Origin of the sequence: Allobosea sp. 2KB_26, assembly GCF_052115715.1 — a bacterium.
Taxonomy (GTDB): Bacteria; Pseudomonadota; Alphaproteobacteria; order Rhizobiales; family Beijerinckiaceae; genus Allobosea.
On the sequence record NZ_JBFRHE010000031.1, the window covers coordinates 17,728 to 34,848 of the forward strand.

Genomic DNA, 17,121 nt, shown 5'->3' on the forward strand with positions numbered 1-17,121 from the left:
GTTGTGCGTCCGCGTCTCCAGGCTTCCCGAGGATACCGATCATGTCTGCCGAACTGAGCTTTCCCGCCCGCCTCGCACAGCTTGCTGCCGAGGCGCCGGACATCGTGGCGATCACCTTCGTCGATGGTGACGGGCGGGAGACGGACGTGACCCGGCGCGACCTGCATCTGCGGGCCGCACGCCTCGCCCGCGTGCTGGCCGCGCGCGGGGTCGGCCCGGACACCATGGTCGTGACCGGCATCCCCAACAGCATCGAGCACATCGCCATCGCGATTGCCGCGTGGCGCTGCGGCGCCTGCACGGTGGCCCAGAGCGCCCGTGCACCCGAGCGCGAATTCGCAGAGACGCTGAAGCTTCTCGACACAAGGTTCGTGATCGCCGACCGCGCCGGGGCCGATATGAGCCATGCCGAGATCCGCGCCGTCACGCTCGACGACAGCCGCGACGCGGAGCCGGTGCCAGACCGGATCGCTCATCCCGGCAAGGCGACCGCCTCGGGCGGATCGACCGGCCGGCCGAAGATCATCGTCTATCCCCATCCTTGGGTCCGCGTGCCCGGCGAGATCGGCGACATCCGCCATATCGGCTTCCGCTCCGGGCAGATCCAGCTGGTCTGCGGCCCGCTCTATCACAACGCGCCCTTCACCTGGGCCCATTTCGGCCTGTTCGAAGGCCACCGGCTGATCCTGATGGAGCGCTTCGATGCCGCCCGCGTGGTCGATCTGATCGAGCGCCATCGCTGCGGCTTCATGTTCTTCGCGCCGACGATGATGCAGCGCATCATCCGGCTGCCGGACATCCAGTCGCGCGATCTCTCCAGCATCGGCTCGATCTTCATCACGGCGGCGATCTGCCCGGTCTGGCTTAAGCAGGCCTGGGTCGACCTGATCGGCGCCGAAAAACTGCAGGAATCCTACGGCAGCAGCGAAGCCGTCGGCTACGCGCATATTTCCGGGCCGGAATGGCTCGCCCATCAGGGCAGCGTCGGGCGGGCCGGAGACGGCGACCTCAAGATCCTGGACGCCGAGTTCAACGAGGTTCCGACCGGCGAGATCGGCGAGATCTTCTTTCGCCCGACCCATTATCCCCGCCCGACCTATGCCTATATCGGCTCGCCACCGGCCAAGACGACGCCGAACGGCTATACCAGCGTCGGCGACATGGGCCATGTCGATGCCGAGGGCTTCCTCTACATCGCGGACCGGCGCACCGACCTGATCATCAGCGGCGGCGTCAACGTCTATCCCGCCGAGGTCGAGGCCGTGCTGACCGAGCATGCCGGCGTCGGCGACGCCGCCGTGGTCGGCCTTCCCGACGCAGACTGGGGCCGGCGCGTCCACGCGATCGTGGAACCGGTCGACCCTTCCGGCACGATCCCGCTCGACGAACTCTACGCCTGGATGCGCGAGCGCCTGTCGGCCGCGAAGATTCCCAAGACGATCGAGTTCACGCCCGCCCTGCCGCGCGACCAGTCCGGCAAGATCCGCCGCAGTGCCCTGATCGCGGCCCGTACCCCCGAAGGATTGAGCCAGTGACGACGCGTCCCGTCTACATCGCCGGCGCGGCGGAAACGCCGTTGGGCGAGGTCCACGACCACAACGAACTCTCGATGATCGCGCTGGCCGCGGCCGAGGCCCTGGCGGAAGCCGGACTGTCGATCCGCGACGTCGACGGCCTCTTCGTCAACTATATGGGCGAGGAGGGCTCGGTTCAGGTCGGGGAATATCTCGGCATCCAGCCGCGCTACGCCGATTCCACCGATTTCGGCGGTGCTGCCTTCGAAGCCCATGTCCACAAGGCGATCGCGGCCATCAATGCCGGTTTCTGCGAGGTGGCCCTGATCACCTATGCCTCGCGCCAGCGCAGTCGACGCGCCCGCCTCCGCGAGCCGGCTGCCGGCGGCATGGGCGTGCCGATGCTGCAGCAGCTCGAGGTTCCGACCGGGCTGCCGGCACCGATCGGGCGCTACGCGCTCTATGCAGCCCGGCACATGCACCTGTTCGGCACCACGCGCGAGCAGATGGCGGAAGTCGCCGTCGCCTCCCGGATGTGGGCGATGCGCAACCCCAAGGCCTGGAGCCGCAAGCCGCTGAGCATCGACCAGGTTCTGTCCTCGGCGCCGATCTGCGATCCGCTGACCCGTCTCGACTGCTGCCTCGTCACCGATGGCGGCGGGGCGATCGTGGTGACCACCGCCGAGCGCGCCCGCGACGCCGCCAAGAAGGCCGTGCGGGTCATCGGCGCCGCCCAGAGCCAGAACCATTGGCTCGTCTCCCAGATGCCGGATCTCGACCGGGAGGGCATGCCGGGGCGGCGCTGCGGGCCGGAGGCCTTCGCCATGGCCGGCATCCGGCCGGCCGATGTCGACGTCTTCCAGCCCTATGATTCCTTCACGATCAGCGTGCTGATCGCGCTCGAGGACCTTGGCTTCTGCAAGCCTGGAGAAGGCGGCGCCTTCGCGCAATCGGGCGCGTTGCGCCCGGGCGGCGCCCTGCCCTCGATGACCTCGGGCGGCGGGCTCTCCTACAATCATCCCGGTGCGCTGGGCCTCATGCTGCTGATCGAGGCGGTGCGCCAGTTGCGCGGCGAGGCCGGCGAACGGCAGGTGCCCGACGCGCGCATCGGCGTGGCGCACGGCACCGGCGGCTTCCTGTCAACCGCGAGCACGGTGGTTCTGGCCCATGACTGATCACGCCCTCAAGGTCGAGGACCCCTTTCTCTGGCCGTTCTGGGAGGCAGCCAGCGAGAGGCGCCTCGCGGTCCAGCGCTGTCGCGGCTGCAGCCAGCATCAATTCTACCCGCGGCCGTTCTGCCTGTCCTGCGAGGGCCGCGAGCTCGACTGGGTCGATGTCACCGGCGCGGGAGAAGTCTATTCGATCACCACGGTGCGGATTCCGGTCTCAGATCTCCTGCCGCCGCCCTATCAGGTCGCGCTGGTGACGCTCGATGCCGGGCCGCGCCTGCTCGCGGGCATCGATGGCCCCGCCTGCAGCATCGGCGACCGGGTCAGGCTGGTCTGGCGCGAGCGCGAGGACGCGCCGCCCTTCCCCGCCTTCGAGAGGGTCACGCCATGAGGCTGCGGGACCGCGTCGCGATCGTCACCGGGGCCGGGCGCGGACTGGGGCGGGCGCATGCGCTGGCGCTGGCCGCGCAGGGCGCCGCGGTGATCGTCAATGATCGTGGCGCCGCGCTCGACGGCGCAGGCCGCGACGCCCGCCCGGCCGACGAGGTCGTCGCAACCATTCGCGCACTCGGGGGGCAGGCCGTCGCCAGCGGACATGACGTTGCCGACTGGGAGGAGGCAGCGGCACTGATCGCCTTCGCCGTCTCGAGCTTCGGCCGCCTTGACGTGCTCGTGAACAATGCCGGAATCCTGCGCGACCGCACGCTCGCCAACATGTCGGAGTCCGAGTGGGACGCGGTCATCCGCGTTCATCTCAAGGGCCACGCCGCGCCGGCGCGCCATGCGCTGGCCTATTGGCGCGAGCGGCACAAGCGCGGCGAAGCGGTCTCCGCCAGCGTGGTCCATACCAGCTCCGCCTCCGCCTTCGCCGGCAATGTCGGGCAGGCGAACTATGCCAGCGCCAAGCTGGCCGTCATCGCCCTGTCCTCGACGATTGCGCTGGAGGGCGCCCGCTACGGCGTCCGTTCCAATGTCGTCTCGCCTTCGGCGCGCACGCGCATCAGCGAAGCCACGATCGAGGACGCGCCCGCCGACGGCAGCTTCGACGTGATGGCGCCGGAGAATGTCTCGCCCCTCATCGCCTGGCTGGCGGAAGCGGACTGCCCGGCCAACGCGCAGGTCTTCCACCTGATCGGGCGGGAGGTCCTGCTGATGGACATCGCGGCGGTGGCGCAACGCGTGCGCGCGCCTCACCGCTGGTCGCCCGAGACCCTCGACGCGGCGTTGCGCGGACGGATGGTGCCGCCGCGCGACATCAACATCTTCCTGAAGGAGCAATTGCTGTGAACGAACCCGTCAAATCCCCCCTCGTCGCCGTGATCGGGGCCGGCATCATGGGCACCGGCATCGCCCAGTCGCTCGCGCTCGCCGGCTGTCGCGTGCGGCTGAACGATGTCGCGGAGCAGCGCCTGCAGGCCTCGCTCGACAGGATCGAGCACGGTCGCTTCGGCCTGCGCCGCGGGGTCGAGCGCGGCAAGCTGACCGCCGAGGCGGCCGACGAAGCGCTCGCACGCATCACCACGACGGTGTCGCTGGAGGAAGCCTGCGCCGGGATCGACCTCGCCGTCGAGGCCGTGCCGGAAGACCTGACCTTGAAATGCGAGGTCTTCCGCCGGCTCGACCAGGCCGCGCCGCCCGCCGCCATCCTGACCTCCAACGCGGCAGGGCTGCCGATCACGGCGCTCGCCTGGGCGACCGGCCGGCCGGAGCGCGTCCTGGGCTGGCACTGGGCCCAGCCGGTGGCGGTGATCCGGCTCGCCGAGCTCGTCGCGCATCCGCGGACCGCGCAGGACGCGATCGACTATGTCAGCGCACTGGCGCGCCGCTGCGGCAAGAACCCGATCGTCGTCAAGGACCAGCCCGATAGCTGGGGCTATGTCGCCAACCGCATCAACCGCGCCGTCCGCATCGAAGCCCGGCGCGTGGTCGAGGAAGGCGTCGCGTCGGAAGACCAGGTCGACGAAATCATGCGCGACTGCTTCCGCTGGCCGATGGGACCATTCGAGATGCAGAGGCCTGGCTCGATGTGATCTGAAGCCGCCCGGGCGATGGGGTTAGGACGCCCGTTTGCAGGCCCTCGCGCGCGATGATCGATCACGGCTCGGGGGGAGTCTAGATCATCGGACCGGATATCGCATCCAGTCCGATGATCTAACCCTTTGTGTTTGCATCGGCTTTCCCGAAAGCCGCAATCCACTTTTCAGGCGATGCTTTAGCGGCGTGCCCGGAGCTTCATCGGCATGCCGCCCTGCGGGCGCAGCGTGATCCGCTGCTGCGGAACTGGGGGATCACTGCCGGCATATTCGAAACGGAAGGCGCCGAGCAGCGTCGTCAGGCTCAGCACCGCCTCGATCATCGCGAAATGCTGGCCGATGCAGATCCGCGGTCCCGCGCCGAACGGCAGATAGGCATAGCGATCGATCGTCTCGCGCGCTCCAGGCAGGAAGCGCTCCGGCCAGAACTCCGTCGGTGCGGTCCAGAGGGAGCGATGCCGATGCAGCACATAGGGCGAGATGATCACGAGCGCGCCCTTGGGGATCGCGACGCCGCCGACCTGATCCTCGGCGATCGCAACGCGCGACAGCGAGGGCACGGGCGGGTAGAGCCGCATGGCCTCCTCGATCACGGCGCGCGTCATGGTCAGGCGATCACCCCTGAGCACTGCCGCGACAGGGTCGGCCGCCACCGCATCGGCCTCGGCCTCCAGGCGCTCCCTGACATCGTCGGCCGTCGCGACGAGATAGAGCGACCATGTCAGGGCGTTGGCCGTCGTCTCATGGCCGGCGCCGATGAAGGTCACGATATTCGCGCCGACCTCTGCGTCGCTGAGGCCCGTGCCGGTTTCGGGATCGCGCGCATCGAGCAGAGCATCCAGCAGATCGCGGGCATGCGGATCGGCGCTTGCAGGATGAGACGCGCGCAGCGTTTGCCGGTCGGTCACGATCGCCTCGATCTGCCGCTCGAAGAAATCGATGGCGGGCCGCGCGCGAATACGGCCGATCCGCGGGATCCAGGCCGGTGCACCCAGGATATCGAGCGGATCGATGCGCCCCTGCGTCGCGAAATAGCGGGTCAATGCCTGCCCGAACGCCACAGCGCCGCCCGCGATCGCGTTCGAGAACAGCGTTTCCGCCAGCACGTCATAGGTCAGCCGCGTCATGTCCTCGCCGATGTCGACGATCCTGCCGGCGCGTCGCTGCGCCATCCGCGCCACCTGACTGGCGATCGGGGGCAGCATCCGGGCGGCAAGCGCCTCGACCCGCCTCGGCGTGAACAGCGGCGCAAGCGTGCGGCGGGCCCGCTTCCAGGCGTCGCCCTCGACCGTCAGCAGCCCCTGCCCCAGGCCGGGCGCGAGAATGGTCTTTTGCAGCGCGTCCTTCGGATAATTCGCGTTGTTCTCGACGAGCACGTGCCGGATCGCAGCAGGGTCCGAGATGACGACGCCATAGCCGAGCACGCTCTTGCCGGCAACGATCGGGTCCTGGAAATGCTGCTGGCGCCAGATCGTCAGCGGGTTGCGGCGCAGGCGCAGCAGCAGCTCCAGACGGCCGAGCTGGCGATCGCCCGGAATGGGCGCCGGGGGCGTCCGCCTCTTGGGCGGCTCGACAACAACCTCTGACAGAGCCATTCGCCGACACTTTCTGAATCGAACAAGCGCCGGGCGAGCGTGACCGGCGCGGATGTCGTTTCAAAGGCAGATACTCATGGATGCAGAAACTGCGCCGCTGGGGTGAAGGCGTCCGCCGGCGTATCGCTGTCGGGCCTCGGCGGCAGTCGGAGCAGGCGATCTCCCTCGACGCCGCCGCCTCAGCCTTGATCGCGGGCGACCGAAGCCTCCGGGAACGGTGACGCCGGCCCGGCCGGTTGCCTGCCTCGCCGCGGTCGAGGCTCCAGGCCGGGCGTGATCTGCGCCACCCGTTAGCGCTCGGTTCACCATCGGACTGGTATGCAGCGACCGAGGGGAAACTGCCGGGGCGCCCTGCCCCGAAACCGGCCTGCCTGCTGCTAGGACTTCGAGATGTCGCCGCGATCGAGACAGGTGCCCGTTGTCCTGCAGGTGGAGATCACCGAATGCGGTGCGGCCTGCCTGGCGATGGTGCTCGCATCGTTCGGCCGCTGGGAGAAGCTGGATACCGTCCGGGACCGGTGCGGCGCCTCTCGTGACGGAACCTCGGCGACGGCCCTCATCGAAGCAGCGAAAACCTTTGGGTTGAATGCCAACGCGTTCAGGCGAGAGCCCGCTGACCTGGGCGGCCTGCCGCTTCCGCAGATTCTGTTCTGGACCTTCGATCACTTCGTCGTCCTGGAACGGATCGAGCAGGACAGCTTCATCATCGTCGACCCGGCGAGCGGGCGGCGACGCGTCACGGCGGCTGAGTTCGATCGGGCCTTCACCGGCATCACGCTCTCATTTGCGCCCGGCGAGAGATTTGCGCGGACCCGCAGGCCGCGCGGCTTCCTCCGGCGCTTGCCCGGCATGCTCAAGGGCTCGAGCGCAGGGTTTGCGGCGATCCTCGTCACCAGCCTCATCACCGTGATCCTGGGGGTGCAGATCCCCGGCCTGACACGGATCTTCGTCGACGATTACCTGGTCCAGGGTTACGGCGACTGGCTGGTTCCCCTGCTGGCCGGCATGCTGGCTGTCGGCGTCATGCGCACGATGCTTGGCGCGCTCTACATGCGCGGGCTGCTTCGGCTTCAAACCAAGCTCACCGGGGTCCTGTCGGCGCAGTTCATCTGGCGGTTGCTGCACCTGCCATTCCCGTTCTTTGCCAGTCGAAGCCCGGCCGAGGTGTCGGCCCGGGCCGGGCTTCCCGGGCAATTGTCCGGCATCATCTCCGGACCGATGGCGAACGCCGCCGTCAACCTTGTCGCGATGACGACCTATGGCGCCGTCATGATGGCATACAGCCCTCTGCTGACCGGCGTCGTCCTGGCCGTCTCCGCGCTCAATATCGGCATCTTCTGGCTGACGCAGCGCCGCGTGCGCGAGGGCGCAAACCTCGTCCAGATGACCGCGGGCGAGGCTCATGCCGTGACGATCAGGAGCGTGGCCCTGCTCGAGCAGGCACGCGCCACGGGGTCGGAGGCCGTCCTGTTCGGCCGCATGATGAATGCTCATATCCGGCACATCAATGCCGAGCAGCAGGGCGGCAAGCTGCTGCGCGTCGTCACCGCGCTCTCGCAGGCCAACAGCCAGCTCGTGTCGCTCGCCGTGCTCGGTGTCGGCGCCGTCCAGGTCATCGTGACGGACATGACGCTCGGCACCCTGATGGCCATGCTCATGCTGGCGGAGCTTTTCGCCGGAGCCCTCGGGGTCGCGACCAGCGCCAGCACCTCGCTGGGCCAGGCCAACAGCGCGCTCGAGCGGCTGGGTGACCTGCTGGACCGCCAACTGGCGACCGAGGAATTGAAGGAAGCCCCCAGCGCGATCTGCGATGGGCGTCTCACCTGCCGCGGCGTGTCGTTTTCCTATTCCAATGGCTCGGCGCTGTTCAAGGATGTCGAGCTCTCCGTTGCGGCCCGGGACAGTGTCGCGATCTCCGGGCCCTCCGGCTCGGGCAAGAGCACGCTGGCGCGGCTGCTGGCCGGCCTGGCGACACCTGACGGCGGTGTCGTGACGGTCGGCACCGGCACCGGCCATGTCCGTCCGGAAGCCGCGCGCGGGATCGCCCTGGTCGATCAGGACCCATTCTTCCCGGCCGGGACGCTTCGCGCCGCCCTGACCCTGTGGAATCCCCAGGTCCCGCTCACTCTCATCAGGCAGGCCCTGGTCGACGCCGAGATCGCCCATGTCATCGACGCTCGCGCGGGTGGCATCGAAGGGCGCATCAGCGAGGGGGGCCTGGATTTCTCGGGCGGGGAACGGCAGCGACTGGCCATCGCGCGGGCGCTCGTCCAGGACCCGCGCATTCTGGTGCTCGACGATGCGACGAGCGGCCTCGACGAGGCAACCGAGGCCCGGCTCCTGAACAACCTGAGACGACGCGGGGTGACGCTCATCCTGATCACCAACCGCGCGAGCGTCCTCAATCACGTGGATCATATCTGGGCGATCCACGAGCGCAGGCTGGTGCCCCTGGCTGCGGAGGACGTGATGCAGATCAGCCGGGACACGCGCGCTGACGGCACGAAGCTGGCGAGGGTTTCATGAGCGACGTTCAGGACGTGCTGGAATGGCCGCTCCCGGCCGGCGAGCTGTCGCCGCTCCCGTTCTATTATACGACGCTGGTCGATGCCGAGGCTGATGTCTATCTGAGGCTGGAAGACCCCGGCCCGCCGCGCTTCGTCACCGCGATCCCTGCTGGGACCTGCCTGCCGCCGGCATCGGGCGCTGCTGCCGGGCTCCTGCTCCGGACACGTCAGCCCGGCCGCCTCGTCGCATCGGCTTCGGCTCAGGGTGCCAAGCGCTGGCTGATCGCGCTGGCCTCCGCGACGGGCTCCGAGGCGCCGGACGACGACATGATGTCTCCGGAGGAATTCCTGCGCCAATCCGAGAACAGCCTCGCGCTGATTGCCGCACGATCGCAGGAACGCGAGCACAATTCGGAAGAGCGCGCCCTCCTGCAGGTCACCCGCCAACAGACGCGCTTTGACGATACGCTCGCCGATTTCGGGCACCTGCTGGACGGTCGGTTCCGGCGCAACCCGGACGGCATTGCGCCCGAAGGGCTCGTGCGCGCGGCCCAGGCGCTTGGGATGCAGGTCGGCATTCCCACTCCGATCCTTCCCGAATTCGGCGAGGAAACCGCTGCCGACTATCTCGAGCGCTTCGCCTCGGTGAACCGATTGCGTCTGCGCCGGATCGACAAGCGCGACGGCATTCCCAATGGCGAAGCCTGTATCCTCGGATTCAGGTCCGATGGCACGCCTGTCCTGGTCACGCGCGGCCGGTTCGATGCTCTCGTCATCGAAGATTTTGATTCCGAAAAACGACGCAGCGCGTTGAAAACATTGGATTGGGACGGGCTTCAACAGGACCTGTTCACGACGCACCGGACCTTGCCCGACGAAAGGCCGACGCTCTCCTCGCTGCTGCGCTTCGGGTTGTCGGACCTGCGCGCGGATATCGCGATCATGGTCGCCTGCGCACTTCTCGGAAGCGCGCTCGGCATCCTTCCTCCGCTGCTGGCTGCGCAGATCGCCAATATCGGCGTCCATAGCGGCGATCTCACCTTCCTGGGCGAGATCATGGGTGTGCTGCTGGGCGTGCTCGCGGCAGCACTGGTCTTCACCATCATCCAGCAACTCCTGGAATTGCGGTTTCAGGGCCGCGCCAGCCTGATGCTGCATGCCGCAATGGTGGACCGTCTGCTGCGCCTTCCGCCCGATGCCGTCAGGTCCTCGACGAGCCTCATCCTCGCGACCCAGATGGAGACGGTCGACAAGCTCCGCCGCTCCGTCCTGTCCTTTGGCGCCGCCGGCTTCATCGCGCTCGCGAATGGCCTGACGGCCGCGATCCTCGTCGCCAGCATCTCGCCGACGGCCGGACTGGTCGGGATTGCGCTTGTCCTGGCCCTGGTGCTGGGCACGGCCTTCCTCGGCTGGATGCAGTTCAAGGCGATCTATGAAGGCGAGCGCATGGACGTCGTCGTCCTGGCCTTCTCCTACGATCTGATCCGGCTTGTCCCCGTCATCCGCAACTTTCGCATGGAGCGGACAGCCTTCACGCAATGGGGCCAGAACTTCCTGGCCTTCCAGAGCCGCATCATGCGCTCGACACGGATCGCCAACCGCCTCGCGATCTTCGAAGGCGGCTGGGAGATCCTCACCCTGGCCGCCTGCTTCACGGCGGTGGCCTTTGCAAGCGCGTCGGGCCGCCTCGAGGCCGGGCAGGCCATTGTCTTCGTCCTGGCGCTGACGCGCATGATCCAGGCGGGAAAGAGCCTGTCTCACACGGTCCTGAATGCCGCGAAGCTGCTGCCGATGACGAAGCTCGCGCAGCCTTTCCTCGATCAGAAGGTCGAGCCCGCGAACCTGAACAGGGCGGTGCCGCGGTTGAACGGCGAGATCGAGATGACGGGCGTCCACTTCTCCTATAGCGGCCGGGCGGTCCTGAACGATGTCAGCCTGGCGATCGGAGATGGCGAGTTCGTCGGGGTCACCGGCCCCTCGGGCTCAGGAAAGTCGACGCTGGTGCGCATGCTGGTCGGCCTGGAACGGCCCCATAGCGGCCATGTCCTGCTCGATGGGCACGACCTGGCGACGCTCGATCGCCGGCAGGTCGCCAGGCACGTCGCCGTGGTCATGCAGGGCGCCCAGCTCTTCCCCGGAACGATCCTGGACAATATTCGCGGCGTCACCGACATCACCGTCGACGACGCCTGGCGCTATGCGGATCTCGCAGGCCTGCGCGAGGAATTGCGGGCCATGCCGATGGGCCTGAACACGCCGGTCGGCGAAAGTGGTACCGCGCTGGCCAAGGGGCAGATCCAGCGCTTGATGATCGCCCGTGCCCTGGCGCAGCAGCCGCGGGTCATCGTCCTCGACGAAACCTTGAGCACACTCGACGCAGCCGGGCAGGACCGTGTCCTCGAGGTCCTTGCCGGCCTCGGGATCACCCGGATCGTCGTGTCGCATCGCCCCTCCGTCCTGCTCAAGAGCGAACGTGTCATCGTTCTGGAGCACGGGCGCATCACGGATAGCGGCCGCGCCTCCGAGGTCATGCTGCGTCAAACCTTCCTGTCCCCGGCGGCCTGAGTACGATCGCGATGACGACCACCTCCCTCTTTCGCCCGCAAGCCCAGCTTGCCTACAAGCACCCGACCCAGCTCGCCGCGGGACTGCGCCTGGTCTCCCCCGGCTACGCCGTCGGCATCATTACCGCAGCGCTTCTCGTCGTCGGTGCCGTGACGGCTGCGGCCATCGTGCAGGTGCCGATCCATGTGAAGGGCAGCGGCGTCATTCTCAGCTCCAAGGGCGTGCTCGAAATCGCCGTCAGCGCGGCCCATGACGGGCGCGTGGTCGACATCCTGGTCGATGTCGGGGACAAGGTCACGCCGGGGCAGGAAATCGCGCGCGTGACGCAGCCGGGCCTCGAGAACGACCGCAAGCTCGCCGAGGCGGAGCGGGACATCGCCGTGCAGGACATCGCGCGCATCAGGGAGCTCCAGGAACGCGTCACCGGCCTGACCGAGAATGTGCGCCAGCAGCAGGAGAGTGGCGCGCGCGAGGCCATCCGCCTGCTGGAGCAGCGTGCCGGGCTTCTCGAACCGCTCGCCGAGAAGCTCGAGATCATGCGCCAGCAGGGCGCCACGACGATCGAGCGTTACCTTCAGGTGCGGGCCGAGCTGGCCGAGGCCCGGGAGCGGCTCGTCAGCAAGCGCAGCGAATTGCTGGCCCTGGTCGCCGACCGCGTCGAGAAGCAGTCGCAATATGAAAGGGAGCTGCAGGCGCTCGAGGCACGGCGGGCGCAGGCGCAACGGCAGATCGAGCGGCTGGAAGACCGCCTCCGCAATGAGACCGCCGTTCGCAGCTCCCAGTTCGGCATCGTCTCGGAGCTGAAGATGATGCCCGGCGACCTCGTGCGCTACGACACGCCGATCATCAGCCTGCTGCCGGTGGACGAGAGCTACGGGCGCCTGCGCCCGGGCCTGGCGCGCCTGGTCGCGGCGGTGCTGGTTCCGGCGCAGGATGGCAAGAAGGTCCGTCCGGGCATGCGCGTCCTGGTCGATCCGACATCGGTCCGGCGCGACGTGTTCGGTGCGATCGAGGCCACGGTCATCAAGGTGTCGGACGTTGCCGCAAGCCCCGAGCAACTCAGGCACATGCTGCGAAACGACAGTCTCGTGCAAAAGCTCACCGCCGAGGGCCCCCCCTTCCTGGTCACTGTCGATATGAACCGCAGTGCATTGACCCAGACCGGCTTTGCCTGGACGACGTCCAATGGGCCCGACACGCGCATCACATCGGGGACATTGCTGCAGGCCGAGATCGAGACCGAACGCGTGTCGGTGCTGCAGCTGCTTCTGCCTGCGCTCAAGGACCTGCTCAGGGGGCCGCACAAGGCCAATCACGGCGCGTAGGTCGCAGGCGTCCGCCCGGAAGCATCCGCGCTGGCTGCAGGGCACGCAAGCGCCTGCCCAGCTTTTGGGGCCCTGGTCGCCGCGCGCTCCCGACGCGATGCCGGAGGAGGTTGCCACGCCCTCCCCCGCAGCCGCCGGTCCGCGCTTGCGCAGATCCCTCCCGCAACGTCGAGAGCAATCTCGCGCATCGTTGCTCTTAAGGCGACTTAACGTAAATAGTTTTAAACTCGACAACAAAGCAACGCGGTCACTTTGGTCCGACTAAAAAAAATCGTTAACTACAGGGATTAAGCGATGATGCACGGCTGCATCGATATGGCTTGCTCGTCCTTCACGGTCGAGAGTAGCGAAAGCAGCCACCATGCCTCCCTCAAAAAGCTCTTCTTCATCACTCCAGGATCATGACGCCCTGCCGGCAGACGTGCTCGACGCCGTCATCGGCGGAGCCGGCTTCGCCAAGAAGAACGAGATCAACGCCGATCACGCGGCCGCGATGACCGCGGGTGCCGAAACCCCATCGGTCGAGACGAAGGCAGACGCAGCCGCTGGCAAGGGGGCGTCGGTCAAGCTGGAGGGAGCCGAGTTCACGCGCCATTATGGCGGAAGCGCGCTCACTGACAGCGCCGCGTTCGGCACCGCAAAGAGCGTCGACGCCAAGAACCTATCCGCCCCGAAGGATCGGATCGAGGAGATCAACAAGGATTTCCGCACGCATGCCAGCGAGGGGCCCCATACCGGCAGCGCCGGCGGCCTGTCCGCATCCGCCGAAAAATCCGGCACACTGACGAAGGCCTCCGCGAACGAGACAGCCTTCAAGGACGCGGCCTGGGAGACCAAGAGCTTCGCCAGCGCCGCAGACCACCAGAATTCCGCCGCGGAGCAGGCGCGCGGCCAGGCGAATACCGAAAAGGGCAAGCTCCAGGCCCTGGAGACCGCTCAGACCCACGCGGCCGACAGCCATGCGAGCGCGGCCGAGAAGGTGAAGCTGGCAAAGGATGTCGAAAAGGCTGCCAAGGACGCCAGCTACAAGGCAAGCCTCGGCGTCCATGAGGCGTTGAAGAAGGACGGCTTCAACTCCAACAGCAAGGAAGCGGAAACCAAGGCGAAGACCGCGTCCGAGAAGGACGCAGCGAAGTTCAAGGCGGCGGAAACGAAGCTGAGCGAGGCCCAGAAGGCCGCCGCGAGCTTCACCGACAAGACCGACATCAAGATCGCGGCTCTGAAGACAGAGCTTCAGGCCAACAAGAGCCTCAAGCATAGCGAGGGCATCCCTGGCGCGATCCAGCATCTCGAAGCCCAGAAGGCGGAGATGCAGGCCAAGGTTCAGTCGGCCGAGAAGAACGTCTCGGCTGCCAAGGCGGCGGCCGACAAATCGGCCGACCAGTACAAGGTTTTCCAGGAGGCGGCGCGGGCGGAGAAGGAGCATGACGCGGCGGCCAGGTCGCTGAGATCTGCCGAGTCCGACGAGGCCAAGGCCAAGAAGGAGCTTTCGGCGGCCAAGGCCGATCACGAGGAGCAGGCCAAGACCGCTGCGGACGCCGAAGCCAAGGCCAAGGCCCGGGAAGACCAGGCGGAGGGCGGCGCCAAGAGCGCAGCCGAGAAATCCGCCCAGGAGGACCGCGAGCAGGTCAAGAATCTGTTCAAGGATCAGTGGAAGGATCTGGGCGGGAAGCTCGCGCGGGAAGTCGGCATCGACATTGCCAAGAACGCCGCGAAAGCCGACGGCTCGTTCAACGAGAAGACGACCAAGACCGTGCTTGCCGGCGGCATTTCCGAGGCCAAGGCCTCGGACGGCGACAAGACCGTGACCACGACCCGGATCGGCCAGGTCAGCACCGAAGGGCATACCGCGTCCTATTCAGGCGTAGCGGGTGCCGGCGCCGAAGCCGACTGGCGCGTGACCGCCGAGGCCGGCAAGATCACGGAAACCAAGAACGCCGACGGCTCCGGGCAGGTCACGAAAACCTATGCGGCCGCCGGCGTCGAGGCTCATGCCTCGGCTCACGCCAGCTGGACGGGCGTCGCCGCGCAGGCGGGCGTCACGGTCGCAGCCCATGCGGAGGCCAGCCACACCTTCAAATCCTCCGGAGATACCGAGCTCAAGTTCTATGCCCAGGGTGATGCCTCGGCCGGCGCCAAGGCCGGCGCAACGCTCGGCTTCGACGGGCTGAAGCTGGAGGCCAGCGCGAAGGCGGAGGCCACCGCGAGCGCCGGTACGACCCTCGCCACGAAGATCGGCGATGTCGCCACTGAGGTGGACGCCAAGGTCTACGCAACGGCGAAGGCGGAAGCGAAGGCCTCGGCCGTCGTGAATTTCGACCCGACCAAGGGCGCGGTCGGCGGCGGGGTGAAGGTCGGCGCTGTCCTGTCGGCCGGCGTCGGCGCCGAAGCCTCCGGCAAGCTGAAGGGCGATGGCGGCGGTTATGCGGAGGCCGGTGTCGGCGTCCATGTCGGCAAGCTCGGCGTCAAGGCCGATATCGACGTCGGCTTCAAGGACGGCGCCATGGAATTGAAGGTCGACATGGGTGCCTATCTTGGCGTCGGCACCGATATCAAATTCAGCTGCAAGGCCAATTTCGCCGACGCTGCCAAGAACGCGTCCAAGGATATCAAGAGCGACAATTGGTTTACGAAGGCGAAGGGCATTCTCAGCTATACGCCCGGCGGCTTCCTCGCTCGCAGCATCTTCGGTTGAGACACGCTGGACTGGTCACTGTGAAAGGCCAAAGACATGGCAAACGGTTCTGACATCCCCACCCCCGCCGAGATGGAAAAGTTGAAGACGAAGCTTCGTACCGAGATCGAGCCTGCCGCGAAGGAGCTCGACGACACCTCGCGCGAGCAGATCCTGGCGCGTGCCGAGATCGAGGGCTGGTCGAAGTCGCAGGCGGACTGGCTGAACAAGCTCGCCAAGGAGCCCCTGTTCCAGGCGGTCGCCGACGGCGTGCCCGGCGCCGAGGCGCTCGAGCAGGCCTATCAGCAGGCGAAACGCCAGCTCACGGTCGGCTATTTCGACAATGCGCTGGCTGAAGGCAAGAATCGCTACACGGCATTCCTGACCGTCATCGATCTTGAAAAGCAGATCGCCGAGCGCCGGAACGAAGCGGCTCCCGATTACCCGGACGCCGTGCTGATGGCGGCTTGCCGCTCCGTCGAGGCAGCGGCTGCGAACGGAGCCTCGAGCGAGGAGCAGATCGAAGCAGGCTATGCCTCGATCCGAAGCCTGTCCGCCCCTGCCGTCAACTGAGCACCACGGATCGGGAGGCACCGCCTCCCGATCCACCATCGTCGAGACAATTCCCAATGCCTTTCTTTGATCTGCCGCCCGTCAGCCTGCCGCCTGCGATCGTCATATTGGCCGAGAGCACGACCCAACCCTCGCTGGAAGCCCGGCTGGCCGCGAAAGCGGGCCGGGACGGATGGTCGGAATCTCAGGCCGAGTGGATCGGCAAGCTGGGAGCGGCGGCCCATGCGGCGAAGCCCGCTCAGGGGCAGCCCTCTCCCGAGATGTTCGACGAACTGTTCAAAGCCGGCGCCCGGCAGCTCACCGTCGGATATTTCAATGATGCGCTCAACCGGGGCAAGACACGCCTCGTCGCATTCCTGACCGTTCTGGACCTCGAGAGCCAGGTGATCGTCCGCCGGGGCGGACAGGCACCCGACTACGCCGATGACTGGGTGAAAGCGGCCTATGTGAAGGTCGAGGAGGCGGCGGCCCGTGGGGCCGACAGCGCCGAACAGATCGAGGCCGGACTGGCCGAGATCAGGCGGCGAGCCAAAACCAACAGCCCGACCAAGCCGTAACATGACCCGGACGATGAGCAGCCGCGACTGAGAGCATGGCCGCCACCGGGCGGAAATTCCCGATCGGTCGCCTCGGCCAAAAAGCCGGCAGATCGCCTTCTCAGAGGCTGGCGACAGAAAGCGCCGGCGCTTGCCGACCGCAAGCGCCCTCCCCGACCGACCCGATCAACGCGCCGGTAGACGCGATCAGCTCCGAACGGGCCAGCTCAGAAGCTGACCCTGATCTGGGCCTGGCCGCCGAGGCGGTTGGTGCTGCCGGAGAGCTCGCCGTCGAGGCGGGCGCCGAGCGTGACGGCGGGGCTGAGTTTGAGGTCGAGCCCGGCGGCGAGCAGTGCACTGTTGCGGGCGGGCCTGGCGCCCTCGACCGCAAAGCCTGACCCGGTCAGGCCGGCAATCGAGGCGGAGAGACCGGCATCGCGCTGGTAATAATGCGCCCAGCTCGCCCGGACATAGCCGGCGCCCGGCAGCCCGTTCAGCCCGCTGGCGTAGTCGAGCTGCAGGCCAAGCTCGCTGCGCGAGGTGATGTCGTTGCGCTTCGCCAGAGTGAGCGCACCGGCATTGGCGCCGGCCCAGTTCGCCTCGGTCAGCGCCGGGCTGCGCGCCTGGATC

General features: G+C 67.4%; 13 protein-coding genes. 11 read left to right on the plus strand and 2 right to left on the minus strand.

Annotated elements, in window-relative coordinates; genetic code table 11:
- The first annotated feature begins 41 nt into the window (after positions 1-41).
- Genes AB4099_RS33760 through AB4099_RS33780 form a run of 5 tightly spaced genes read left to right on the plus strand, consistent with a single transcriptional unit; the run spans position 42 to position 4,713 of the window.
- A complete protein-coding gene (locus AB4099_RS33760) occupies positions 42-1,535 on the plus strand; it encodes an AMP-binding protein (RefSeq protein WP_162768526.1) in 1,494 nt (497 codons plus the stop codon).
- Positions 1,532-2,689 carry an acetyl-CoA acetyltransferase gene (locus AB4099_RS33765; protein WP_441481299.1) on the plus strand — a complete coding sequence of 386 codons (1,158 nt, stop codon included), beginning with the start codon at positions 1,532-1,534 and terminating at the stop codon, positions 2,687-2,689. Before AB4099_RS33760 ends, AB4099_RS33765 begins: the two co-directional genes overlap by 4 nt.
- Entirely contained in the window at positions 2,682-3,074 is a 393-nt protein-coding gene (locus tag AB4099_RS33770) for a Zn-ribbon domain-containing OB-fold protein (protein ID WP_441481300.1), read from the plus strand. The genes AB4099_RS33765 and AB4099_RS33770 overlap by 8 nt, the downstream gene beginning before the upstream one ends.
- On the plus strand, positions 3,071-3,970 hold the full coding sequence (locus AB4099_RS33775) for an SDR family NAD(P)-dependent oxidoreductase (protein ID WP_441481301.1): 900 nt from the start codon (positions 3,071-3,073) through the stop codon (positions 3,968-3,970). The genes AB4099_RS33770 and AB4099_RS33775 overlap by 4 nt, the downstream gene beginning before the upstream one ends.
- A complete protein-coding gene (locus AB4099_RS33780) occupies positions 3,967-4,713 on the plus strand; it encodes a 3-hydroxyacyl-CoA dehydrogenase family protein (protein ID WP_441481302.1) in 747 nt (248 codons plus the stop codon). Before AB4099_RS33775 ends, AB4099_RS33780 begins: the two co-directional genes overlap by 4 nt.
- A 182-nt stretch (positions 4,714-4,895) precedes the next feature.
- On the opposite strand, the gene AB4099_RS33785 is transcribed toward AB4099_RS33780, so the two are convergent.
- Positions 4,896-6,311 (minus strand): cytochrome P450, encoded by a 1,416-nt coding sequence (locus tag AB4099_RS33785; RefSeq protein WP_441481303.1) that lies wholly within the window; start codon positions 6,309-6,311, stop codon positions 4,896-4,898.
- Positions 6,312-6,701: 390 nt separating this feature from the next.
- On the opposite strand from AB4099_RS33785, the gene AB4099_RS33790 reads away from it, so the two are divergent.
- The 6 genes from AB4099_RS33790 (at position 6,702) to AB4099_RS33815 (ending at position 16,512) form a co-directional block, all read left to right on the plus strand.
- Positions 6,702-8,837, plus strand: a complete 2,136-nt coding sequence (locus AB4099_RS33790) for a cysteine peptidase family C39 domain-containing protein (RefSeq protein WP_441481304.1) — start codon at positions 6,702-6,704, stop codon at positions 8,835-8,837.
- Positions 8,834-11,383: an ATP-binding cassette domain-containing protein gene (locus AB4099_RS33795; RefSeq protein WP_441481305.1), complete on the plus strand. Its 2,550-nt coding sequence runs from the start codon at positions 8,834-8,836 to the stop codon at positions 11,381-11,383. Before AB4099_RS33790 ends, AB4099_RS33795 begins: the two co-directional genes overlap by 4 nt.
- Positions 11,384-11,394: 11 nt before the next feature.
- On the plus strand, positions 11,395-12,708 hold the full coding sequence (locus AB4099_RS33800) for an NHLP bacteriocin system secretion protein (protein WP_113519182.1): 1,314 nt from the start codon (positions 11,395-11,397) through the stop codon (positions 12,706-12,708).
- Positions 12,709-13,069: 361 nt separating this feature from the next.
- Positions 13,070-15,403 (plus strand): hypothetical protein, encoded by a 2,334-nt coding sequence (locus AB4099_RS33805; RefSeq protein ID WP_441481306.1) that lies wholly within the window; start codon positions 13,070-13,072, stop codon positions 15,401-15,403.
- 36 nt (positions 15,404-15,439) lie between these two features.
- Positions 15,440-15,955 carry a hypothetical protein gene (locus AB4099_RS33810; protein ID WP_441481307.1) on the plus strand — a complete coding sequence of 172 codons (516 nt, stop codon included), beginning with the start codon at positions 15,440-15,442 and terminating at the stop codon, positions 15,953-15,955.
- Positions 15,956-16,011: 56 nt separating this feature from the next.
- Entirely contained in the window at positions 16,012-16,512 is a 501-nt protein-coding gene (locus AB4099_RS33815; protein WP_441481308.1) for a hypothetical protein, read from the plus strand.
- A 206-nt stretch (positions 16,513-16,718) separates the two neighbouring features.
- On the opposite strand, the gene AB4099_RS33820 is transcribed toward AB4099_RS33815, so the two are convergent.
- The coding region (locus AB4099_RS33820) for an autotransporter domain-containing protein (RefSeq protein WP_441481309.1) at positions 16,719-17,121 on the minus strand (403 nt) is incomplete at its 5' end.